We start from the raw sequence: 23,150 nt of genomic DNA, 5'->3' as shown, positions 1-23,150 counted from the left end.
GATGCTTAAACGCTTCGCTCAGATCGCCAGCCCTGTCCTCGTGACGCGCGCTGCGCCGCGCGCATTACTTCGCGCACCAAACCTATCTTGTTGAATTCGAAATCGCTCGCCGTCGCACCGATTCCGATCGCAGCAACGATTTGGTCCTGCTGATTTCGGACTGGAGCCGCAACGCAGTACAGATCCGACACATATTCTCCCTGGCTCAGCGCGTAGCCTTGATCTCGCACCGCCATAAGCTCTGTCGCGAGCGCGCGTTCGCTGGTGATAGTTTTCCGAGTCAGTCGCGCGAGCCCTCTGCTTTCGAGAATGCGCTGCACTTGCGTTTCTGTCTGATGGGCCAACAGGACTTTTCCGGCCGCACTGGCATGCACGGGGAGAGTGGTCCCGGCACTACCCAAGGAGGCAGGTACGGCGCTGGAGCCTTGAAGGCGATTGACATAGACCACGTGCTGGCCGTCCTTGACCGCAAGATAGACGGACCGTCCCAGTTTCTGCATCAGATCGTTCAGCATGTCGCGCATGGAGTTGAACACATCGCTCCCGGCCAGTACGGTCTCACTAAAACCGAGAAGCTTGTGGCCAAGCCTGACGCGGCGGTTGGTCCCGCGCTCCAGCAGTCCGATCTCGACAAGCGAGGCGACAAGCGCATGGGCAGATGATTTTGAAAGCGCCAATTCTTCGGCGATATCCGTCACTCCCAGTTCGCGCTGCGTAGAGGTGAAAAGGTCAAGCACGGCGCCAGCGTGCAAGACGGAACCCAGGAGCCTTCTTCTCATTAAGGGAACCTCATTCAGTGGAGTCGGTGGATCCTGCGCAAACCTAGCCAGACACCAAGCAGCACGAAAGGGGCAGAGATCAAGAGCGCCACGCTTTTGCTAATTGGCATAGCTTGATGAAGACCGTCAAAGACATAGCCGAGAATGGCAAGACTATAATAGGATATTGCTATCGTTGAAAGTCCTTCTACTGTTTTCTGAAGTCGATACTGACTCAGGGCCGTCTTTGCAATTGTGTCCAGCACTGACTGGTTCTGAGTTTGCAAGCTAAGGTTTATTCTAGCGTCCAGTAATTCGATCGAGCGCTGGATTTTGACAGCCAATCGGTCTAGTCGCTTTTCAGTGGCCCGGCAGGTCGCTAGAGCGGGCTCAATACGGTTACTGAGATAACGTTGGATTGCGGTGAACTCACCAATCGAGACCTCCTCCAGCCGCTGCATCCGCGTTCGGAGCACTTCGCCATAAGCGCGACTTGCCGCGAAACGAAAGCTGGTCGCCTCCACTATCTGGCCTACGGACATCGAAAGCATATGAAGCTTGTCTAGTGCCGATCGATTGCCCACCGTAGTAACGTCGCCCTCAACGCGTACGGCATCATCGCCGAGCGAGACTTCAGTTGCGGTTATCTCAGGGGCATACTGACGCGCCAGCGGCAGGCCGAGAAGAACAAGGTTGCTGTAGGTCTCGATTTCGAGAAGACGGCGCACGATGACGCCTGCGCGCAAGGGACCACAACGGCCTGCGGAAAACTCGTAATGGGTAAAGCAGTCGGCATCTCGGACGAAGTCGGTCGCCACCTGCGCCTGCCCGCCATAGATACTGGAATAGCAGAGACTTGCCTGCTGGAAGGTACCAAGCGCTGTCGGACTGATCACGTCGGTTATCGTGACGTCGACACGTGTCGCCGTCAACATGGAGAACTCAGCAAACAGGTCAAGACCGATTTCTTGCGGCCAAACTGCACGGTCGTCAATCGACGAGTACCAAGTCAAGGTGACGAATTCATTGTGCAGTTCAAAGACAACTTGGTAGGTGCCACGCGTGTATTCGATCTGACGGCTGAAGCCTTTCGGTTCAGCAGTGTGATCACGCGCGGCAAGCGTGGCAATCGCCTTGTGCAATGCGTCAAGATCGCTTCTGTCGGGCGCCGCACCCAAAAAGGTTGCCCGCCGCACGCGGGTGGGCGCTGCGACTGGCAAAGCCCGACGGCCATGTAGTTCAGCCGCGATGGCTGACCTGGCTCTAGTCTCGCGCAGCCAAGGCGGTTGGCTGACATTAGGGGGGGACGCAGGGTTGGTGGAGTTCGCCGTCACGTCTCTTCACCGGCGTGGATAGCAACCTGACCCGCCCCTCCCGAAGCAGGAACCACTTTGCCGGGATTAAACCCCCCATCAGGATCGAGCGCACGTTTCAACCTGGTCACAAGATCCACTTCCGACGAAGGCCGGACACGCTGCCACTCGGCAACACGATATTGTCCAAGTCCGTGCTCCGCCGAGATCGAGCCGCCATGCAAAGTCACAATGTCATGAATGGCCTGGTTGATCCGGGATGCGTCATGGTCTGGACCTGTGAGAACGTTGACGTGGAGATTACCGTCACCCAGGTGGCCGAACACGTTAAGCTGGGCTCCCGGTGCCGCCTGCGCCAATGCGATATCGACCTCAGCAAGGAATGCGGGCATCGCCGTTAGCGGCATCGACACGTCATGCTTGACACTGGGCCCCTCGCGGCTTTCGGCCTCGGTCAGATTTTCGCGCAAGGCCCAGAGACGCGCCGCTTGCGCACCGGACTCCGCGACCACCCCGTCGAGCGCCCAGCCTTTCTCAAAGGCGATMTCCAGCAGCCTCTGGACAGCCTCGTTCAACCCTTGGAGGCTCGAAGCTGCCTCGATCAGTACAAACCATGCTCCCGCTGCGACAGGCGGTTCTAGCCCTGCATGCTTGCTGACCAGCGCCATTCCGCTTCCCGATATCAACTCAAAGGCAGAGACCGTTTCCCCGATCTCCGTCATAGCCAGATCGAACATCGCAATGGCGACGGCGACGTCGGGGACAGAAAGCAGCGCGGTTACGCTGTAGCGCGATTGCGGCACGAGGCGAAGGACAGCTGCCGTGACGATAGCGAGTGTTCCTTCAGACCCGATGATCATCTGCTTCCAGTCGTAACCAGCATTGTCCTTGCGCAGGCGCCGGAGCCCGTTCACGATCGTTCCATCGGCGAGCACTACTTCCAACCCAAGGGTCAGAGCGCGGGTCATGCCATAGCGCAGCACGTTCACCCCGCCGGCATTGGTGGAAACCAACCCGCCGATCGTGGCGCTGCCTTCGGCAGCAAGGCTGATGGGTAGGAGCCGACCTTCCTTTGCCACCGCTTCCTTGACAGTTTGCAGAATTGCGCCGGCTTCGACCTCGACTGTCAGCCCCACCGTGTCCAGCCCACGAATGGCGGTCATTCGCGCCAATGACAGTACAACTTCTGTACCGCTGGCATCTGGCGTCGCGCCACCGGCCAGCCCCGTATTGCCTCCCTGCGGGACAATCGCAACACGATGTTGGCGACAGGCATCCACGACGGCCGCCACCTCTGCGGTGGAACCGGGCCGGACGACGCACGCGGGCTGACCGCGGAACATCCGCCGCCAGTCGGTCGCGTAAGGTGCAACATCGTGCGGTTCTGTCAAAACCGCTGCGGTTCCCACTATCTGACGCAAACTGTTGATCAACACGGCGTTGGCCACCGAGCCCTCCTATGCGTTTCTCTACAGAGCATCCGTGGGGGCCTCCATTGCAGCCATGGTTAGGCAATAGCCGGAGACATCCGGACAAGGTCGATCATGTCCCTCACGGCGATCCGGTCGCCGACTCCAAGAGCTTGGACAGCCGATGTGTACATGACCGTGTCCTTTGGGCAGGCGACCACAAACACACCGACATCACCAAGCGCCAAGGCCTCCTTGATGCGGTTCTCGCTGGGGCGCTCGATCGAAGCACTGTCATCCATCCAGATCCGGCCGCCGCCGGCGCCGCAGCAGAAGCTGTTCTCTCTGCAGCGCCCCATCTCATGGAGTTGGTAGCCTGCCCGCCGGATGATTTCGCGCGGAGCATCATAACCGCCATTGTAGCGGCCGAGATAGCAAGGGTCGTGGTAGGTCACGACGCCACCATCGGTCGGCGATGGCGCCAGCTTTCCCTGCTCGAGCAACTCCAAAAGCAGCTGCGTGTAGTGAACGACTTCATAATTCCGGCCAAACAGCCGGTATTCCTGCCTGAGCGCGTTCAAGCTGTGGGGATCTGTCGTCATTATTCGACTAAAAGTGCAGCCGTCGATCGTATCGATGTTGTGCCGCGCCAACGTCTCGAACACGCCTTCTTCACCGACTCGCCGTACGTCGTTGCCGCTGTTTTGCTCGCCGTCGTAGAGAATTCCGAAGTCTACGCCGCTCTCGTGTAGGACTTGCGCGACCTTGACCGTAATGCGCTGGATACGCGGATCGTAGGAGGCATAGTCGCCAACGAACCAGAGGATGTCGACCGGCTCCTCGCGCGCGTCCTTGATCTTGAAATCGAGGTCCTTGGTCCACTTGGCTCGCTGCCGGGCTGGCTTACCCAACGAGTTCCCGTTGCGCTGAAGGCTTGAAAGCGACTCCTGCAGCAAAGGCTCGACATCTCCCGATTCGACCAGACTGCGTCGCATCTCGATTATCTTGGTCATGGGCTCAATGTGAACGGGACAGACATCCATGCAGGCGCGGCAAGTCGTGCACGCCCAGAGCGTCTCTTCCTTGATTACACCGCCGATCAACGGGACGTCTTTGCAGTTGCCGCGTTCCCGCTCGGCCATGTGATCCCGAAGGTCCATGATCACTTTTTTTGGGCTGAGCGGTAAGCCGGCCGCACTTGCAGGACAAGCTTCCTGACAACGACCGCATTCCGTGCAGGATATGAGGTCCAGTTTATCTTTCCAGTTGAATTGGTCGATGTCCGAAATGCCGACGGCATCCGTTGCGCCCCCAGGCGCAAGCATCCCCTTCGGATTGAGATTGCGAAAATAGATGTTTGGAATGGCCAGGAACATATGCCGATGTTTCGACCCGGGAATATAGATCAGGAACATCAGCACGACCCCGATATGTGCCCAGTAAAATACCTTGGCTCCAAGCGCCGCCGACTCAGGCGAAACACCGAACCTGCCAAACAAGCCCGCGATGGCGCTGCTGACAGGCCGCCAGGCCGTTACCTGGCCGGTCTCAGCTATATGGAAGGAAAATTCGAGCAGCATCGTCCCAACGACGCACAGCACAAGAACGTAGATGACCCAGGCATCCGTCGCATTCGATCCCTTGAACCGGGCCGGACGAAGTACAGCGCGCTGATAGGTAGCCATAGCCAGCGCCACCACGACCAGTACGGCAAAGATTTCCTGCGCGAAAGCGATCCAGCTGTTTCCCCCGATCGGAGCCAATGAGAATCCGGGGATGAGACCTGAGCCGAAGCTTTGCAGGATTGCTGTGAAGAGCACGATGAAACCGGAAAAGACCATGGCGTGCAGCACGCCGGAATAGCGCTTGCGCAAAAGGCGTCTGTGGAGCCCGACATCACGACCAACGCCGGCCGCTCGTTCTTCGGGCCTGTCGATGCGGTTTACCGCAGGTGCCCGGAACACCGGTGCCAGGATTCTATAAAAGCGGAACCCCGAGATCGCGAGGGTCGCGGCCAAGAGAAAGAGAAGCGCAATTTGCGTCGACGGCACTTCAGCCGACCTTCTTGACGAGCGCGTCCTTGAAGGCGGGCAGAAAGTCGGCCACGTCGACTTTGGCCCCGATATGGGCATGGTCGAAAATGGGCGCTGCGGCATCGGTGTTGATCGCCACGATCAATCCCGCGCCACCCATGCCTTCGATATGTTCGGGCGCGCCGGAAACGCCAAGGGCTATATACAGCTGGGGTTTTACCTTTCGGCCGGACTTGCCAACCTGCCGCTCCTTCGGAAGCCAGCCAGCATCGACGATCGGCCTGCTGCCGACCAACTCGGCGCCCATCAACCCGGCGGCTTCGCGCGCCTCCCCGATTGCGTCTTCGTCACCGATCCCGCGCCCGACACAGAGAAGGCTGCTTGCCTTGGTGATGTCGACGGCATTGGGATCGGGCTCGCTTGCCGAGATAAAACGAACTGCCGTTTGCTTGACGTTGTCGGGCGCTGCAAGTTCGATGACTTCAGGGACACGACMCTGCACGCCCTCGCCCTCTCGGAAGGCCCCTGAATTGATCAAAAGAACGGCGGGCAATCTAGCCTCGGCCGTAGAGACGAGTTTCCCGCCATAAATCTGGCTATCGACTTCAACCTTGTTCCCGGAAACCCGTACTGCAGTGCAATAGCTCAACAACGGCAGATCCCGACTCATCGCAATTGCCGAGCCGAGGTCGAGACCGGAAGTGGTGTATCCGAGGAGAATCAGATCGGGATCACACTGCGTAATTGCTTCATTCAGGCAGGCGCTATGCGTTGCTGAATTGTAGATCGAAAGCGCCGGGCCTGACACAGTCAGAATGCGATCGGCATCCAGGCCTCGGACCGCCGCCGTCCCGCCTTCGCCGAAAACCGCCAGATCGACAATTCCGTCCTGGCCGGCAAGTCCGCGCGCTCCGCTGACCAACTCACGCGAAGACGAAGTGGGTATGCCATTCTGAAGGTCGACGTAAACAAGGATCTTCATGTTCACGCTCCCACCAATCCGCGCTCTATAAGCAAGTCCACAAGTTTGGCGGCAACCTGTTCAGCCGTGCCCTCGATCATATCGGCCTTGGTCCCGCGTTCCGGAACGCTGAGGCGCAACGCGCCTTGAGGCGCAAACCCTTCGGGAACCTTTGACGTGGACGATCCGATCACCGCGGAACTGGCCTGACGCAGTTTGCTGCCAGAAACGTAGCGCGGCGGTTTGGATGCGGTTTGGATGCCCAGAACAACGGGAGCCGTCACAGCAAATCGTGCGGCGTAGCCACCACTATATTCCTGGGTAACGATCAGATCGCCTTCGGCGACGGCTACGCCGTTCACCGCATTGAGTGTCGGCCAGCCCAGGACCCCGGCAACAAAGGGCGCCAGCTGACCGAAAACGTCCTCCGGCGTTTGCACACCAGTCATAATTACCCCGGCGCCGAGATCCTGAATCACCGGCATCAACAGATGCGCGCAGGCCCGCGAGCCTACCGGTCCCTCGAGATCATGCTTCACCAGTAGCGCATCGTCGGCACCGCGGGCGATCGCCGTCTGCAACTGCCGCTCGGCGCCATCGCCCGCCAGCGCGATTGCGGTCACGCGGGCGCCGGTCTGTTCCTTTAGAAGAACCGCTTCTTCCAAGGCGTGGTCATCGAACTCATTCAGCTTGAGCCCAATCCATTCTCGGTCGATCTCGGCGCCGTTCCCTGCGATTTCGAGCTCTTCAGTCACATCCGGGACAATTCGCAATATCACTGCGATGTGCATCCGGTATCCTCCCTTGCAATTGGCGCGAGTCGCCCCGCACGCCGCCACGACTGTCCAATCCTCGATGCCGCGACAAGCCTCTCCGATGGCCATACAAAAGGTTGGCAGCAAAAATGTCAACGATAATGTCGACAATATTGTCAGAACTGTTTTGGTGTGCCAAGGTGTAGGAGGGAGAGTCAGTCGGCGCGCAGCCACCGCGGCGATTTGGGAGGAGAAGATCGGCATGACATTCAAAGGCAACAGACCGCCCGACGTTGCCGAGGTTCTGATTATCGGCGCCGGAGCGTCGGGAGCGGTGGCGGCTAAACATCTCGCTGAGAACGGCATCAAAGTTGTGTGCCTCGAACAAGGCGGCCGCGTCGACAATTCAGAATTCTGGGGCAATAAACCTGAATGGGAGCTGATGTCGCAGAAGCGGTGGCACCCGAACCCAAACGTCCGCGATCTGGAACAGGACTACCCGGTCGACACCTCCGAATCGGATGTCAATCCGCTCATGTACAGCGCGGTTGGTGGCAGCACGATCCTTTATGCGGCGCATTGGCAGCGTTTCATGCCTTCGGATTTCCGGGTCAAGACGCTGGACGGGGTCGCTGACGACTGGCCATTCACTTATGAGGATCTCGAGCCGTTCTACAACCAGATGGACCTGGAAATGGGCACCTCTGCCCTGAATGGCGACCCGGCTTATCCTGCTGGAACCGCCTCCCCCTTGCCGCCCCTGCCGATCGGCAAGATCGGCATGAAAGCGGCCGAGGGCATGAACAAGCTCGGCTGGCATTGGTGGCCAGCGCCGAACGCTATCCCATCGAAGCCCTATGGCGGACGCAATCAATGCGTTCGCTGGGGTACGTGTCTGACCGGGTGCCCGGAACGAGCCAAGGCCTCGGTCGATCACACACATTGGCCAGACGCTTTGAAAAACGGCGCTGTATTGATCACCGGCGCACGCGTCCGCGAGATCACGGTCAATAGTGAAGGGCTCGCCAATGGCGCGACGTACATCGATCGTCAGGGGCGGGAGCGACACCAGAAAGCCAGCATTGTGATCGCTTGCGCCAACGGCGTCGGGACTCCGCGTCTTCTGCAACTGTCGAAGTCAGCGCATTTTGCCAATGGGCTTGCCAACTCCTCGGGTCTGGTTGGCAAGAACCTCATGATGCACCCTTACGCGGCCGTGACCGGCTATTTCGACGAACCTCTCGAAAGCTGGCTTGGTCCGGCGGGGCAGACCATCCAGTCCATGGAATTCTATGAGACCGACACGTCGCGCGGTTTCGTGCGTGGCGCCAAGTGGCAGGTCATGCCCTCTGGCGGGCCATTGGGCATGCGCGCGGCCTATGGCGGTAAACCTCTTGAGGAAGCCTGGGGTGCTAACCTCCACCGCAACACCCGCAAGGTGTTCGGCCGTGCCTTCGAATGGGGCATCATTGCTGAAGACCTGCCGGACGAATCGAACGCTGTCGTGCTTGATCCCATCCTGAAGGACAGCGATGGGATACCTGCGCCCAAGATCATCTACAAGAACTCGGAAAACACCAAGAAGATGATCGAATTCCATCTGGCCCGAGCCCAGGAAGCCATGCTTGCAGCAGGGGCCGTGGACATTTCCGTCACCCCCCTGATGCGGGATTGCGGCTGGCACCTGATGGGCACCTGCCGGATGGGCAACGATCCAGAACGATCGGTTGTAAACCAGTATGGGCAATCGCACGACGTCCCCAATCTGTTCGTCTATGACGGGAGCGTTTTCGTCACCTCGTCCGGCTTCAATCCCACCGGCACGATTGCCGCGGTGGCGCTCCGCTCGGTCAAGCACCTCATCGCCAGTCGTCGCAGCCAGAAGGTGGCGGCATGACCACGCTCGACGAGACGCTCCGCGCTACCTTCGCAGCCATCGCCGACGTGCTGATCCCCAATGCCGAGGGCATGCCATCGGCAAGTGAAATGGACGTGCAAGGCGAAGTGCTCGACCGCATTCTGGGCCTGCGTCCAGACCTGCGCGAAAACCTCCTTCGCGGCCTGTCGAAGGCAGTCGGTCGCAGTGCTTCCGACGCGGCAAATGACTTGAACAAGACCGATGCCGCAGCCCTGTCGGCAATCGGCCTTGTGGCGTCTGCCGGTTACTACATGTCGCCGCGCGTGCGAGAATTGATCGGCTATCCCGGACAGCAGAGCCGGCCTGAGACCGATCCCGACGCGACGCCGGAATACGTGGCAAACGGCATGCTGCAGCAGGTTATCGATCGAGGACCGATTTTCCGACCGACGCCGAAGTAAATTTCCAAGGAGGAGTTCATGACAAATATCTCGGTACCATCGGGAGCGCGTGCCGGCCGCGATGAGGTCGCCGACGTTTTGATAATCGGGGCTGGACCATCCGGCTCCGTGGCGGCAAAGCATCTGGCGCAGGCCGGGTTCAAGGTCGTGGCGCTGGAACAGGGCCATATGCCCGATGCCAATCGTTATCCGGGCCGCCGTCCCGAATGGGAGTTGGTGACCCAAAAGCAATGGCATCCCAACCCCAATTTTCGCGACATGCCACGCGACTATCCAATCAACACGGCTGAGTCCGACGTCAACCCGCTGATGTTTTGCGGCGTGGGCGGCAGCGCTACGCTTTACGCGGGCCATTGGACACCTTTCATGCCCTCGGATTTCAAAGTCCGATCGCTCGATGGAGTGGCCGACGACTGGCCGTTTTCCTATGAAGATCTCATGCCCTATCTGGAAGTGATCGAACGTGAAGTTGGCGTGTCCGGACTTGCGGGCAATCCGGCCTACCCACCCAAAATGGCTTATCCAACGCCAGCGCTTCCGATCGGCAAGGTCGGCAGGAAAGCCGCCGAATGCATGGATAAGATGGGTTGGCACTGGTGGCCCGGCACGAACGCGATTCCCTCGATCGCCTATAATGGCCTCAATGCCTGCGTCAGGCGCGGCACCTGCATGAGCGGCTGTCCTGAGGGCGCCAAATCGACTACCGACATCACCCATTGGCCACACGCTCTGAAGGCAGGAGCCCGATTGGTGACTGGCGCCAGGGTTCGCGAGATCACGGTTGACGACCGGGGCCTTGCCACTGGTGCCATCTACATCGACGAAAGCGGACGCGAACGGCGCCAAAAAGCTCAAGTCGTAATCCTCTGTGCAAACGGAATCGGGACACCGCGCCTCTTGCAGCTGTCGAAGTCCACACGTTTCCCCGACGGCTTGGCAAACTCCAGCGGATTGGTTGGCAAGCGATTGATGATGCATCCCTTCTCTGCGATTCAGGCGACCTTCGACGAGGATCTCGAGTCGTGGCGCGGACCATTCGGCCAGAATGTGTCGTCTTATGAATTTTATGAGACTGATGAAAGTCGGGGCTTCGTGCGCGGCGCTAAATGGGGCGCCATGCCGGGTGGTGGCCCACTAGGCGCGACCAGCTTTGTCGGGTCCAAGGTCTTTGCCGACCCGAACGCGCGGGTAGAAGATATTTGGGGGACAAATCTTCATGATCTCGTCACCCGTCGCTTCGGCCATAACATGGTCTGGGGCATTATTGGCGAAGATCTGCCGGAGGAATCGAACCAGGTCCTCCTGGACCCGGAATTGACCGACACCGACGGCATTCCTGCGCCGAAACTGATTTACAAAGTCTCGGAGAACTCGGAGCGAATGCTCAAGTTCCACGAAGAGCGCTGTCTCGAGGCCTGCAAGGCAGGCGGCGCCATAGAGACCACCGTCGTGCACCAGATGCCAGACACTGGCTGGCATCTGTTGGGCACGTGTGTGATGGGAACGAACCGTGAGACGTCCGTTGTCAACGAGTGGGGCCAGACTCACGACGTGCCGAACTTGTTCGTGCTGGACGGCAGTACTTTCCCGACATCAGCTGGACTTAATCCCACCGCCACCATCATGACCGTGGCGCTCCGGCAGACCCGCCATATGATCGCCGAGCGCCGCAACCAGGAGGCTGCATAATGTCCACGCCAAACCGCCTTACGCCCGAAACTCGTGCGCTTTTCGGCCAGATCGCAGATCTGCTGATCCCTGCTTACAAGCAGTTTCCAACTGCAACGGCGGTGGGGGTTCACGGAAAGCTCCTCGACGAGGTGCTGCAGTTCAGACCGGACATTGCTGAGGAATTCCTGCGCGGCCTTGCCAAGATTGAAGCAGGCACGCTTTCGGCTGACCTAAACACCCTCTACCGCCAAGACCCAGAGGCGTTCAATGCTATCGGTCTTGCTGCATCGGGCGGGTACTACATGGCGCAGGAAGTGCGCGCGGCGCTAGGATATCCGGGACAAGAATCCCTCACCTACAATCCGCATGAAGTGCCAGATTATCTGGTCGATCACATGCTGGAGCGTGTCTCGCGCCGAGGGTCGCTATATCGCTCGACGCCCGCGGCATGATCGCATCACAGGCCGCACGGCGCGGCTGCATTTGGTGCTAGCTTGATGACACCTGCGTGCGCACCGGCCGACCCTGCCCCAAGAGCGCCTCGCATAGGGCTCCCTGCTCATGCGATCGACACCCATTTTCATATATTCGGTCCGGCGCGCGACTATCCCTTTGCCGCCGGCCGCAGCTACACTCCACCCGATGCAAGCCTTGCTGACTATGAGCATCTTGCCCGCCAAATTGGCTTTTCCCGGGCTGTCGTCGTGCAGCCCAGCGTCTACGGTACGGACAACAAGCGAACGCTCGCAGTCCTGCAAGAGGCGCGCATGCCTATGCGCGGCGTCGTCGTGATCGACGAAACACTGACCGAGCGCGAACTTTCTCGGATGCACGAATTCGGTGTCCGCGGAGCAAGGATAAATCTGGTTTTCACGACCGGACTGCGCTTCGCGACCGCCCAACTGCTGGCGAACCGGATCCGCGACCTTGGCTGGCATCTCCAGTTTCTGGTCGACGTTTCACAGATTGAGAACCTTGTCCCCGAGATCGAGGCGTTGCGGCTGCCTGTGGTGTTCGACCACTTCGGGCATGTTCCTGCCGGCAAGGGCATCCGGGATAGGGGTTTTCAGTCCCTGGTTCGCCTCGTGCGCGAGGGACTTGCGTGGGTAAAACTTTCGGCGCCCTACAGGATCACCACCCAGCCGAAGCCACCCTTCAGCGACGTCACCCCCTTTGCCGAAGCGCTTGTTTCCGCCAACCCGGACCGCATCCTGTGGGGTAGCGACTGGCCGCATCCCGCCATCACAGTGCCTATGCCGAACGACGGTGATCTGGCCGACCTGGCGATGGCTTGGGTCCCCTCCGCTGTTCGACGGAAGTTTTTCGTCACCAATGCCGAGCGGCTTTACGGATTTGACCCGATTATGCCGAACGAGCCAATCCATGAAGGCAGCCGTTGATGCGGAACTACATTCTGATTGCTTTGGCCGCCGGGGCAGTGCTTCCGGTTCAAGCACTGATCAACGGACGACTATCGGTAAGCTTCGGCAGTGCCTTAATGGCCGGAAACATTTCGCTTCTCATCTCAACACTGGCCCTCCTCTTGGTACAGCTTGCCACGCACCAGCCTTTCCCTTCGGTCGAACAGGCCGCTGCGGTTCCAGCGTGGGCCTGGTTCGGAGGACTGCTTGGAGTCGTCTATGTTGTGGGGGCGATTTTCAGCGTCGGTGCCATCGGCACCACCTCAGCAATCTGCCTCATCATCGCAGGTCAGATCGGCGCTGCCCTGATAGTCGATCAACTCGGCATTCTTGGTGCCGCAAGCAATCCTTTGACATGGCTGCGGCTGTTCGGTGCCGGCCTCGTGGTTGCTGGTGCGATCATCGTCATCCGTGGCTAGTCGAGCGGGAGAGGATCCGGGATGGGACATCGTCCTCCTGAGCTAAGCCACTTCCAGGACAGAACCGGTATCGGATTTCGCCGATCCGGCCCTGCCTGGGAGGTAACTTCGAACTAGCCTGCAATGGCGGCGGCGGCCGCAGACGCGATCGCCTCGTCATCCGGCGGCATGCCGCCGGCGACACCCACAGCGCCAATCACCAGGTCCTTGCGGACAATTGGGACGCCTCCGGCAAACACGACGAGTGGTTGGCGATGCGATGTCTCCATGCCATAAAGCGGTCCGCCGGGCTGAACCAGTGCCATCACGTCGCCGGTTTTCATGTTAAGCGAGCGCGAGGTATAAGCTTTGGCCTGCGATATCTCGATGCTGGCCAGCAACGCTCCTTCCATCCGCACGAAGCCCAACAGGTTGCGCCCGTCGTCCAAAATGCTGATGCTTGATGGCGACTTGAGTTCGCTCGCTTTCTTCAATGCGGCCTGAAGACCGGCTTGAACTTGATCGGCAGTAATCGTCACGTCATCCTCCTTGGTGTTACGCTGCGATTTTGGTCCCGCTTCCCCCCATGGAGATCGCGAGAAGTTGGTCGTAGTTGCAGTCTGTCTTTGGTGCCTGATGAACGACCGCACCTTTGCGGATCACCAGGACCCGCTCGGCCAGCGACAGGATTTCCTTCGTCGAGGACGAGATGACGATTACGGCGGCGCCACCCTCGGCCATGCGCAAGATGATGTCGTAGATTTCCTTGATCGCACCGACATCAACACCTGAGGTCGGCTCGACGAAGACATAGACGCGGGCGCTGGCCTTCAGCCATTTTCCGATAACCGCCTTTTGCTGGTTCCCGCCCGAAAAGAACTTGACCACCATGTTGGGCTGTCGGGGGTTCACGTTCAGCTGGTTCATGACTTCGTCGGCATACGCAGCTTTCTTGCGTGCGTTGATCAGTCCAAGTCGTGACAGACTTGACAGGACCGGCAGGCAAACATTTTCGGCCATAGTCAAATTTGGAAACAGGGCTTGTTTGCGCCTGTCTTCGGGAATCACAGCTACCCCTGCCTTGCGGGCCATCGGCGGATTTGTGATGTGCGCATCTTTGCCATCGATCCGGATCGTGCCCCAGCTACGCGAAATTCCACCAAGGGCGAGTTCTATCTGCTCCATTCCGCCGCCGACCGGACCAGTGATGCCGAGCACTTCGCCGGCGTGAACTTTCAACGACAACGGCAGCAGCTTGCTGGTCTGCAGATTGTCGAGTTCCAAGACAACTTTGGCCGTGGAGTGGCCCATATTGTAGGTTTCGAGATCGCTACGGCTGCGATCGACCATCAGCTCGGTAACGCGCTCCTCGCTGATCTCTTCGCGGTCCAACGTGGCTGAGATCGTCCCTCCGCGCAGAATGGTCACGCGATCGCAAATGCGTTTGATCTCTTCCAGCCGGTGCGAGATGTAGATAATCGTGATGCCCTGCGAGAGGAAATTCTGGATAATCTGGAACAGGAGCTCCACCTCAGGACCCGATAGGCGTGCGGTCGGCTCATCCAGCACGATCACCTTGTACTTCCGGCGGAAAAGCGTTCCCAAGGTGACCAGTTGCATCTCTGCTGCGGACAGGGATTTTGCCTGCCGGTGCACGTCGATCTTGATCCCGATCTCGTCAAAGATTGCTTGGGCCTCGGTGTGAATGTCCTTGTAGTTGACCAGAGCCTTTCCCGGTTCGTTTCCCAGCAAGACGTTTTGCCCCACCGTGAAACCACCAATCAGCTCGGCATCCTGATACACTGCTCCGAGACCTAGCCTATGCGCATCGAGCGGGCTGTGAATGCGCACCGGCTGCCCATCCAGCAGGATCTCGCCGCCGCTTGCGCCATAGACCCCGGTCAGAATCTTGATGAGCGTGCTCTTGCCCGCACCGTTTTCACCTAACAGGCCATGTACCTCGCCGCGCCGAAACCCCAGGTCGATGCCCTTGAGCACCTTGGTTCCGCTGAATTCCTTGACGAGGTTGCGAACCTCAAGCAGCCATTCCGACATATCGGCCTCCCGTGGTTCAGATGAATTTGAGGTGGATTTCCTCGCGGTTCAGCATCGCATTCGCGCCGACTGCAAGGATCAGGATAAGCCCTGAAAAGAGCTGCCGCGCAGCGAAGGGAAAGCCGACCATGTTCATCCCGGAGTTGACCATGTAGATGAAGAACACGCCAAGCAGGGTGCCGAAGACATGGGGCTTGCCCTTGCCAAGCACGGTTGCCCCAAGAAACACCGCGGCAAAGGCCTCAAGCAGATAGCCTTCCCCACCGACGGGTTGTGCTGATGTGGAAACCGAGGTCAGGATAATCCCGCCGATCGCAGCCATAAGGCCTGCCAGGATGAAGGCCAGGATCAGCCAGTTATAAACCTTGACCCCCGAATAGTATGCGGCCATCGGGTTGTCGCCGACCGCGGTGATGTAGTGACCGGGCTTAGTATGGGTCGACACCACATGCATGATCGCCACGACGGTCAGCAGGACCAGGACCGGAAAAGCCACAAAGCCGATCTTGCCCTGCCCGATAAAGAGAAAGGCGGTCTGCCCGTAGTCCACGGCAATCTGATAGCCGTCGGTCAGAAAGATGTTGATCCCGCCCAGAACGAACATCATCCCAAGGGTCACGACGATACCGGACAACCGCCCGTAGGTTACCAGAAATCCGTTCAGCAATCCGATGCACCCGCCGACCAAGAGCGCGCCCAGGATCGCCGCCCAAGGCCCGACGACCGGAATTAGAAAGGCCGTGACGATGGAACTGGTCGTGACTGTCAGCCCGACCGAAAGGTCAAAGCTGCCGCCCACGACCACAAAAGTCAGCCCCACCGAGACGAGGCAACTGACAATCATCGAAAACAGGATGTTGTTGAAATTCGACAACGTCAGGAAATAGGGGGAGGCCAGCGCAAAGCCAACTCCGGTGGCCACGATGACAACGATGGTGCCCCAGGTGCGTAGAAAATTGAGCACTAAAGAGCCCTGCCCGCTTTTCGATTTGGTTTGCATCGAGACTCCCTCCGACCTGACTTCAAGTACTGATTGTGCCATCTCGTCCTCCACACCGGCTGTCTGAGCACTCCCGATGGGGCTCAGGAATTGTAGACACCACCGTCAATCGTGATTGACTGGGCCGTCATGTACGAGGATTCATCCGATGCCAGGTACACGAACAGCGGAGCTATCTCGCTCGAGACAGCCTGCCGCCCGAGGGGTACGATCGCGGAGACCACCTTGGCCTGTTTGTCGGACCCACCCATGAAATTGATCGCAGGCTGATTGAATGCAGTATCAACCCAGCCAGGGCAGATCGCGTTGACGCGAATGTTGTCTGGTGCCAGCTCCACGGCCAGCGCAGTCGTGAACGCGATGACCGCCCCTTTCGAAGCCGAATAGGCGACCAAGCCAGAACCGCCGCGCTTGCCCGCCAGCGACGAGGTGTTGATGATCGATCCTTTGCCGTTCTTGCGGAGATGAGGAATGGCGTGTTTCGCCCCGAAGAAGTGCGCCCGCGCATTGACCGCAAACAGGGCATCCCATTTGGACCCGTCGAATTCGGTCACAGCCCCCGAATGCTGAAGGCCGGCGTTCTGGCACAGCACATCGAGCCCACCAAGCCAGGCTGCACCTTGGTCGATCAGGTTCTGCACGCTGTCTTCCGAGGTGACGTCGACCTTGATGAAATGCGCAACATCGCCAAATTCCTGTGCGGTGGTCGCCCCCGCGTCATCTCTGTCGCCGATGACCACACGGGCGCCTTCCGCAACGAAGCAGCGAACAGCCTCCTTGCCGATGTTGCTGACCGCTCCGGTGATGATGATGCGCTTTCCCGCGAGACGTCCCGCCATTGTCAATCTTCTCCCTGACTATGCTATTTGATGTCCGAAAGGAGCTGCCCGGCGCGGCCCCAGTTGTCTTCTTCGACTTCATTGATAATCACGTGAACGCGCTCCTTGGCCGACCCGCAGACATCGACGAGTACGTCAGTCATGCGCCGCGCGATCTCTCGTTTCTGATCGAGCGTCCGGCCGCCCTTGATGTTGACCTGGACCACAGGCATGCGTTTCACTCCTCCTTTGGTAACTCCGGTACTATGGTGATGGGCCGGGCGACTGCCCGGCCCATCGCGCCCCCCCGACCTAGCCGCCGTAATCCTTCAGGAAGGCAATCGCTTCCTCATCCATCTTCTTCACTTCATCCAGCGCCTTTGCCGCCTCGTCGCGGTTGATCTGGGTAACAGGAACCCGGCTTTGATAGTTGGGCACCTTCTCACCCTGGCCGAGTTTGATCGCGATCTCTGCGACCTGTTCCCCCATCAAGTGCCACGGCACGTCGGTGGAGAATTCGATCGGGGAATTCGGCTTCACCATTTCTTCGAGAAGCTGGTTGGAGAAGTAGTGGTTGAAGATGCGGACATCGGTCCGGCCCATTTGCTGCAGCGCCTGTACGGCCCCGATCGACAGCGGCCACCACCAGGAAATGATGCCTGTGAGCGAACCCGGCTCGGGATTGGCCTGGAGAAGCGACAACACGTTTTCGCGCCCCTTCGAGATCTGGTCCTGAGTTGAAACGCTGCCGGACATGAACGGCAGCACCTTCATGCGCGGTTCATAGCTCGCCATCAGAGCGAACTGGTCGGCCTCCTGGTCGAACGGCGTATAGAAGCCCTTGCTTTCGGCCGTCTGAACGAAGGTGCCCTGCCGGCCCGTCACGTTGAGAACCTGGTAGGATAGTGTGGCGCCAGTGGCATAGGTGTCTTCGGTCACGAACGGCGAGTCCTTGACCGGCACGGCGAAGCCCACAGTCTTGATGCCGCGCTTCGTCGCCTCGTCGACGAGATATGCGGTTTCGGATTCGAGCGAATAGATACCCAAAACGAGAACGTCGATTTCGCGATCCAGCAGAGTGCGCGCGGAGTCCTGTTCGCTCTGTTTGCTCGGCGTGCCGCGCACCGTTACGGGCTCGCCACCCATTTCGACGACCTTCTTGAGCAGCGTGTAGCAGCCGCGACGCCACGGCTGATTGAAGGGCCCATAATTGAGGCCAAGCCCCACGCGCACCTTCTTGCCGGTCGCGGCCCGAGCGATGGACGGCGCCGCCAGCGCGGAGCCCAGCAATCCAGCCGCGGCAAGCGTTCCGCCAGTGGTCGTCAGAAAACGGCGTCGGGTGACGCCGGTTGCGATGGGTTCATTCGTGTTATTCTCGGTCATTGATTTTCCTCCGTTGTTAGTCCGTTGCGGTTCCCTTGGCAGGCGGCTGTTGCCGCTCTGCCCTTCGTGTTTCCACGCCATCACAAATTCCGTCGAGGAACCCGGCCAGGATCCGGGTCGCGCGTTCGGGTTGCTCCATCGTGAAAAGATGCGCTGCATCCTCAAGCAGCGCGAAGCGTGCACCGCCGATACGTCTGTGCAGCTGTGACATCATTTCAGGCGTGGCCGACGGATCGTCTGCCGCTGCAACGAGAAGGGTCGGCACCTTGATCCGGTCAGCTACCCCGCGCAGATCCATATCGCGGATCGCTGCAGCGCAACCGGCATAGCCTTCAGCACTGGTCCTGCTGATCATTTCTCGCACGGTAGTCGTAATCTCAGGGTGAGCGGCTCGGAAACCTGGCGTCAGCCACCGCTCGAGGGTTGCCTCTATCATTGGCCCAACACCTGATGCCCATACCGCCTTTACCCGCTGATCCCACATCTCGGGTGACGAAGACCCGAACGTCGCGCATAGGGTGAGGCTTGACAGCCGGTGTGGAGCACGGACCGCCAACAACTGCCCAATCATCCCACCCAGCGACAGTCCAACGAAATGCACCCGCTCGACTTCGATCACATCGAGCAGCGCCAGGACATCATCAACCAGCAGGTCGAGCGAGTAGTCGCCGCCAGTGGCTTCAGTCAGTCCATGTCCCCGGGCGTCAAAGCGGATCACGCGATAGTTTTCCGCCAGGGCCGTTGCCTGCGCCGTCCACATTGTCATGTCAGCCGCGAGACTGTTGCTCAACAGGACCGTTGGCGCACTCCGAGATCCCATTTCGTCCACTTGGACAAAAATTCCATTGATCAGAAGCCGCTCCACCCCGCCCTCCCCGGCGTCGCAAACCTCGCGTTTGCCTTGCTTGCAGGCATCTGATTGCACGGCAACAATATTGTCAACAATTTTGTTGCGTCTTTTGGCGACATATGGCCTTCTACACGCGGGAGGTGCGCATGGATGCCGACGCGGTTGTGATTGGAGCCGGGGTCGTCGGGCTGGCTGTTGCCTGTCGCCTGGCCAAGATGGGACATGAGGTTTTGCTGCTTGAGGAAGCGGACGGAATTGGTATGCACACGTCGTCGCGCAACTCGGAAGTTATCCACGCAGGTATCTATTATAAGCCGGGCAGCCTGAAGGCCCGGCTTTGCGTTGAGGGCCGGCGAGAGCTTTATGAGTATTGCGAGGCACACAACGTTCCGGCGCCAGCTGTCGGCAAGCTGATCGTCGCAACGTCGGACGCGCAGATCCCCACACTACAGGCCTTGCAGCGGCGCGGAACAGCAAATGGGGTTCACGATCTGACGTGGCTGGACAGCACCGAGGTTCGGCTGATCGAGCCTGAAGTCGAATGCCGAGCCGCCGTCTACTCCCCTTCGACGGGCATCATCGATAGCCACGCCCTAATGCTGGCGTTGCAGGGAGACGCCGAAGCCCATGGGGGACAATGCGTCTTCCGCACTCGCGTGAGCGGTATCGCGTGCCGAAAAGATGGCTTTGAGGTTCAAACCTCGGGCGCCGAAGCTATGTCGCTAGGCTGCAGAATCGTCATAAACTGTGCCGGGCTCGGGGCGCAGGAACTATCAAGAAGCACAGAGGGTTACCCATTCGACCGTATTCCGCCTCGATTTCTGGCCAAAGGCAACTATTTTTCTGTATCAGGCGCCACACCATTTTCGCATCTTATATATCCTGTCCCGGTTGAAGGCGGCCTTGGTGTGCACGTGACGCTTGATCTATCTGGCCGTATGCGACTGGGACCGGACCTTCACTGGGTGGATGAAATCGACTACACGCCTGATCCGCATTTGAAAGATCAATTCTACACAGCCGTACGATCGTTTTGGCCTCAGGTCATGACCAGGGAACTCAGTTGCACATACAGCGGGATACGGCCCAAGATCAGCGGCCCTGGCGGCGAAAGCTCGGATTTCCTGGTTGAGGGGCCTGAAGACCACGGCATACCAGGCTTGGTGAACTTTTTTGGAATTGAATCTCCTGGACTGACATCCTCACTTGCCCTTGCGGATCATGCAGTCAGAAAACTTGGATGGAGTTAAGATTGGCCCAGAACAAGAATAGCGAGCACGCCGCTCAGATAGTCGACTTCATCAAGCAGAAAATCATCTTTGGCCGACTCCGGCCAAGGGAGAGGCTGATCGAGGAAGAAATTACGGCGCAGTTCGAGGTTTCCCGACACGTTGTTCGCGCCGCCATGGCTGAACTTGAACAGCTCGGCCTGGTCACTCGAAGACCGAACAAAGGCGTCACGGTGCGCGATTTTTCCGTGGAAGAAGTCGATCAGATCTATGAGATCCGGGCACTGTTGCAATCAGAAGCCGCGCGGCGCATCCAAATGCCGGCAAGCCCACATCTTCTTGATGAACTTGAAGCGATTCACCGCGACTATTGCGCGGCGCATGACAAGGGCGAACTGCAGAAAGTGTGTTCACTGAACAACAGTTTCCACCGGACGATTTGGGCAGCCTGCGGAAATGTCTGCCTTAGCAGGTTGATCGACCGGATTTGGGTCGAGACCCTGGGTATCCGTTGTTATGGCATCGGCGATCCTGAGCTTTTGAAACTCGCGCGCGCCGAACACGGTCAGATGATCGAAATGCTGCGAGCCGGCGATCGGGAAGGCTTCATCGGGCTTTCTACCGATCACATGCAGCCCGCCCTCGAGGCCTACAAACGGACTCATGGCGGGTGGGCTGCCCGATCATTCCTTCTGGAGCCTATGTTATCTTGAGCCCAACATACGAGATCGTCGTTCGCGGGAACAACCTTCGGCTGAAGGACGATTTTCTTGGGATGTCGAATGTCACCCTTGTTCGTGGGGCTTCAGGCCCGATCCTGTTTGATACGGGTGGCTACGTCTCGCGGCTAGGCCTCATCAAACAGTTGCGACAGCGCGATCTTGCTCCATCCGACATCAAGACCGTTTTCTTATCGCACCTGCATTTCGATCATGCACACAACGTAGATTTGTTCCCGCACGCTCGCTTTGTCGTAAGCAGACGGGAATGGGATTACGCGGCCAATCCCCACCCGGATGACATGCTAATGCCGTGGGGCATTCTCGATCAACTTTCCAAGGGGGATGTAGAGCTGATCGAGGGCGAGGCACTGATAGACGAAGGTATTTCGTATTTCCCTGCCCCAGGACATACGCCCGGATGCTATGCGCTTGAACTTCAGACCGCCGACAAGGGCGTCGTTGTGATTGCAGGCGATGCGATCAAATACGTCAAGGAGGTCATTCTCGGCCGGTGCGATATGGCTTTCGATACGATCGAGGCGGGGACGGCGAGCATCCAGCGAATTCTGTCGCGCGCGGATCGGATCGTGCCGGGGCATTTTCCGGAACTCATTCGACAGCCGACTGGTAATTTTTCTTGGGATGAAGACGCCCCATTTAACCTGCTGGTGCGCTGATGGACCGCTACCAAGTGGCCGAGTCCGACTTGGCGGTTCCGCGCGCGCCGTGGTTCGCCCGTGAAGACGGATGTAGCCGCTATCAAGCCCAAACGCTGATGAACACAGGGGTTTAAAATGACGAGCAAACGAATCCCGCGCGCAGTTCTTGTCCTGTCGGTTCTGTTGACAGGCATGTCGACGCCCGGTTTTGCCCAGAACCTGCCCTATGGCGCTCCCATCAGCATCGAGCTTGCCAAGCAGGCGGCTCAAGCCGCCGCGACGGAGATGCGCAAGCGCAACCTCGACATGACCATTGCGATCGTCGATTCCGGGAGCAACCTTGTCTATCTGGAACGCGCCAATCAGGCCGGCATCGGCACGATCGAAGCAGCGATTGGAAAAGCCAAGGCCGCCAACGGGATCAAGTCTCCGACCAAGGCCATCCAGGATCTGATCGTCACTCAAAACCAGATCAGCCTGCTTGGGGTGCCGGGCGCCTTCCCGGTCGAGGGCGGCGTGCCGCTGATCGTCGACAACAAGGTCGTCGGAGCGATCGGCGCCAGCGGCGGCATGCTGCCGGATGACGGCGCGGTTGCGAATGCCGGAGCAAAAGGCCTGCTCCCCTAGCGGCTCATGGGCCATACGACCAAGGCGTCTCGAGTCTGACGCAAATACCACGCGCTCACCTGAATTCCGCTTTCGCGAACCCAACACCAGGGAGAATTCCATGTTCACCAGGAGAACCATCATGAAAACGACTCTCGCCGCCGGCGCCGCTGCCGTCTTTGCTCCCGCGGGGCTTGGCCATGCTGCCGCAGGACTTTCCTGGAAGCATTTTCCCGCCGGGGAAAACGGCTTCTTCCGCGCCCCCGTTCTGGTTTCCGGGGCCACTGAAGCCGTGCTGATCGATGGCGGCTTCACATTTCCCGATGGCAAGGCCCTGGCCGAGGCGATCAAGGCGACGGGCAAGAAGCTCACCACCATCTATGTCAGCCAGTCCGACCCGGACTATTACTTCGGCATCAAGCCGATCAAGGATGCTTTCCCCGACGCCCGCGTGATCGCCGCCTCCGAGACGGTGGCCGCCATCAAGGGCAGTGTCGACAAGAAGCTCGCCATCTGGGGGCCGCAGCTCAAGGAAAATGGTCCGCAGACGCTCGCCGATGTCGTCATTCCGGAGGTCTTCGACGACAAGACGCTGACCGTCGACGGCGAGACCATTGAGATTGTCAGTGCCGACGGCCTCGCCAACCGGCGCTATCTGTTCGTTCCGTCGCTGAATGCAGTGTTCGGCGGCGTGATGATCTTTGCGGGCGTGCATGTCTGGACCGCCGACACGCCGACCAAGGAACAGCGCGCGGCATGGATTGCCAATCTTGAGAAAATCGCGGCCCGC

24 protein-coding genes are annotated in these 23,150 nt (G+C 59.1%); 11 read left to right on the top strand and 13 right to left on the bottom strand.

Annotation, left to right across the window (positions count from 1 at the left end; genetic code table 11):
- Window positions 1–5: 5 nt before the first annotated feature.
- Genes AC1DVW_RS28680 through AC1DVW_RS28655 form a run of 6 tightly spaced genes read right to left on the bottom strand, consistent with a single transcriptional unit; the run spans window position 6 to window position 7,265 of the window.
- On the bottom strand, window positions 6–779 hold the full coding sequence (locus AC1DVW_RS28680; RefSeq protein WP_477327645.1) for an IclR family transcriptional regulator: 774 nt from the start codon (window positions 777–779) through the stop codon (window positions 6–8).
- Between the two features lie 14 nt (window positions 780–793).
- Window positions 794–2,092, bottom strand: coding sequence for a DUF3422 family protein (locus tag AC1DVW_RS28675; protein WP_477327643.1), 1,299 nt, complete (start codon window positions 2,090–2,092; stop codon window positions 794–796).
- A complete protein-coding gene (locus tag AC1DVW_RS28670) occupies window positions 2,089–3,519 on the bottom strand; it encodes an FAD-binding oxidoreductase (RefSeq protein WP_477327641.1) in 1,431 nt (476 codons plus the stop codon). The genes AC1DVW_RS28675 and AC1DVW_RS28670 overlap by 4 nt, the downstream gene beginning before the upstream one ends.
- Window positions 3,520–3,578: 59 nt before the next feature.
- A complete protein-coding gene (locus tag AC1DVW_RS28665; protein ID WP_477327639.1) occupies window positions 3,579–5,531 on the bottom strand; it encodes a heterodisulfide reductase-related iron-sulfur binding cluster in 1,953 nt (650 codons plus the stop codon).
- Window position 5,532: 1 nt separating this feature from the next.
- Window positions 5,533–6,495 carry an electron transfer flavoprotein subunit alpha/FixB family protein gene (locus AC1DVW_RS28660; protein ID WP_477327637.1) on the bottom strand — a complete coding sequence of 321 codons (963 nt, stop codon included), beginning with the start codon at window positions 6,493–6,495 and terminating at the stop codon, window positions 5,533–5,535.
- Window positions 6,496–6,497: 2 nt separating this feature from the next.
- Window positions 6,498–7,265: an electron transfer flavoprotein subunit beta/FixA family protein gene (locus tag AC1DVW_RS28655; protein WP_477327635.1), complete on the bottom strand. Its 768-nt coding sequence runs from the start codon at window positions 7,263–7,265 to the stop codon at window positions 6,498–6,500.
- Window positions 7,266–7,491: 226 nt separating this feature from the next.
- Between AC1DVW_RS28655 and AC1DVW_RS28650 the strand changes: the two genes are divergently transcribed.
- Genes AC1DVW_RS28650 through AC1DVW_RS28625 form a run of 6 tightly spaced genes read left to right on the top strand, consistent with a single transcriptional unit; the run spans window position 7,492 to window position 13,059 of the window.
- Complete coding sequence (locus AC1DVW_RS28650) at window positions 7,492–9,126, top strand: GMC family oxidoreductase (protein ID WP_477327633.1); 1,635 nt, start codon at window positions 7,492–7,494, stop codon at window positions 9,124–9,126.
- A complete protein-coding gene (locus AC1DVW_RS28645; RefSeq protein ID WP_477327631.1) occupies window positions 9,123–9,548 on the top strand; it encodes a gluconate 2-dehydrogenase subunit 3 family protein in 426 nt (141 codons plus the stop codon). The genes AC1DVW_RS28650 and AC1DVW_RS28645 overlap by 4 nt, the downstream gene beginning before the upstream one ends.
- Before the next feature lie 18 nt (window positions 9,549–9,566).
- Entirely contained in the window at window positions 9,567–11,237 is a 1,671-nt protein-coding gene (locus tag AC1DVW_RS28640) for a GMC family oxidoreductase (RefSeq protein ID WP_477327629.1), read from the top strand.
- A complete protein-coding gene (locus tag AC1DVW_RS28635) occupies window positions 11,237–11,671 on the top strand; it encodes a hypothetical protein (protein WP_477327627.1) in 435 nt (144 codons plus the stop codon). The genes AC1DVW_RS28640 and AC1DVW_RS28635 overlap by 1 nt, the downstream gene beginning before the upstream one ends.
- 45 nt (window positions 11,672–11,716) lie before the next feature.
- Window positions 11,717–12,619: an amidohydrolase family protein gene (locus AC1DVW_RS28630; RefSeq protein ID WP_477327660.1), complete on the top strand. Its 903-nt coding sequence runs from the start codon at window positions 11,717–11,719 to the stop codon at window positions 12,617–12,619.
- Complete coding sequence (locus AC1DVW_RS28625; RefSeq protein WP_477327625.1) at window positions 12,619–13,059, top strand: DMT family transporter; 441 nt, start codon at window positions 12,619–12,621, stop codon at window positions 13,057–13,059. The genes AC1DVW_RS28630 and AC1DVW_RS28625 overlap by 1 nt, the downstream gene beginning before the upstream one ends.
- Before the next feature lie 113 nt (window positions 13,060–13,172).
- On the opposite strand, the gene AC1DVW_RS28620 is transcribed toward AC1DVW_RS28625, so the two are convergent.
- From AC1DVW_RS28620 to pcaD, 7 genes are all read right to left on the bottom strand, one after another.
- Entirely contained in the window at window positions 13,173–13,577 is a 405-nt protein-coding gene (locus tag AC1DVW_RS28620) for a GlcG/HbpS family heme-binding protein (protein ID WP_477327623.1), read from the bottom strand.
- Between the two features lie 16 nt (window positions 13,578–13,593).
- Window positions 13,594–15,093, bottom strand: coding sequence for a sugar ABC transporter ATP-binding protein (locus AC1DVW_RS28615; RefSeq protein ID WP_477327621.1), 1,500 nt, complete (start codon window positions 15,091–15,093; stop codon window positions 13,594–13,596).
- Window positions 15,094–15,109: 16 nt separating this feature from the next.
- The gene (locus tag AC1DVW_RS28610; RefSeq protein ID WP_477327619.1) at window positions 15,110–16,093 is read right to left on the bottom strand and encodes an ABC transporter permease; all 984 of its coding nucleotides are present in this window, start codon (window positions 16,091–16,093) and stop codon (window positions 15,110–15,112) included.
- Window positions 16,094–16,176: 83 nt separating this feature from the next.
- A complete protein-coding gene (locus tag AC1DVW_RS28605; protein ID WP_477327617.1) occupies window positions 16,177–16,932 on the bottom strand; it encodes an SDR family NAD(P)-dependent oxidoreductase in 756 nt (251 codons plus the stop codon).
- 23 nt (window positions 16,933–16,955) lie between these two features.
- Window positions 16,956–17,144, bottom strand: coding sequence for a tautomerase family protein (locus tag AC1DVW_RS28600; RefSeq protein WP_477327615.1), 189 nt, complete (start codon window positions 17,142–17,144; stop codon window positions 16,956–16,958).
- Between the two features lie 79 nt (window positions 17,145–17,223).
- On the bottom strand, window positions 17,224–18,375 hold the full coding sequence (locus AC1DVW_RS28595; protein WP_477327613.1) for a sugar ABC transporter substrate-binding protein: 1,152 nt from the start codon (window positions 18,373–18,375) through the stop codon (window positions 17,224–17,226).
- Window positions 18,311–19,159, bottom strand: a complete 849-nt coding sequence (gene pcaD / locus AC1DVW_RS28590; RefSeq protein ID WP_477327611.1) for a 3-oxoadipate enol-lactonase — start codon at window positions 19,157–19,159, stop codon at window positions 18,311–18,313. Before pcaD ends, AC1DVW_RS28595 begins: the two co-directional genes overlap by 65 nt.
- A gap of 131 nt (window positions 19,160–19,290) precedes the next feature.
- Between pcaD and AC1DVW_RS28585 the strand changes: the two genes are divergently transcribed.
- The 5 genes from AC1DVW_RS28585 to AC1DVW_RS28565 all read left to right on the top strand — a co-directional run.
- A complete protein-coding gene (locus AC1DVW_RS28585; RefSeq protein ID WP_477327609.1) occupies window positions 19,291–20,394 on the top strand; it encodes an NAD(P)/FAD-dependent oxidoreductase in 1,104 nt (367 codons plus the stop codon).
- Between the two features lie 2 nt (window positions 20,395–20,396).
- Window positions 20,397–21,086: a GntR family transcriptional regulator gene (locus AC1DVW_RS28580; RefSeq protein WP_477327607.1), complete on the top strand. Its 690-nt coding sequence runs from the start codon at window positions 20,397–20,399 to the stop codon at window positions 21,084–21,086.
- The gene (locus AC1DVW_RS28575; RefSeq protein WP_477327605.1) at window positions 21,083–21,772 is read left to right on the top strand and encodes an MBL fold metallo-hydrolase; all 690 of its coding nucleotides are present in this window, start codon (window positions 21,083–21,085) and stop codon (window positions 21,770–21,772) included. Before AC1DVW_RS28580 ends, AC1DVW_RS28575 begins: the two co-directional genes overlap by 4 nt.
- 117 nt (window positions 21,773–21,889) lie before the next feature.
- Entirely contained in the window at window positions 21,890–22,381 is a 492-nt protein-coding gene (locus AC1DVW_RS28570) for a GlcG/HbpS family heme-binding protein (RefSeq protein WP_477327603.1), read from the top strand.
- 100 nt (window positions 22,382–22,481) lie between these two features.
- Window positions 22,482–23,150: MBL fold metallo-hydrolase (locus AC1DVW_RS28565; RefSeq protein ID WP_477327601.1), on the top strand; the 669-nt coding region annotated here is incomplete at its 3' end.

The organism is Mesorhizobium sp. P3_B5, assembly GCF_056402815.1.
Note: the sequence above shows the minus strand (reverse complement) of the source record. Positions and strands in the feature narration are given on the sequence as shown.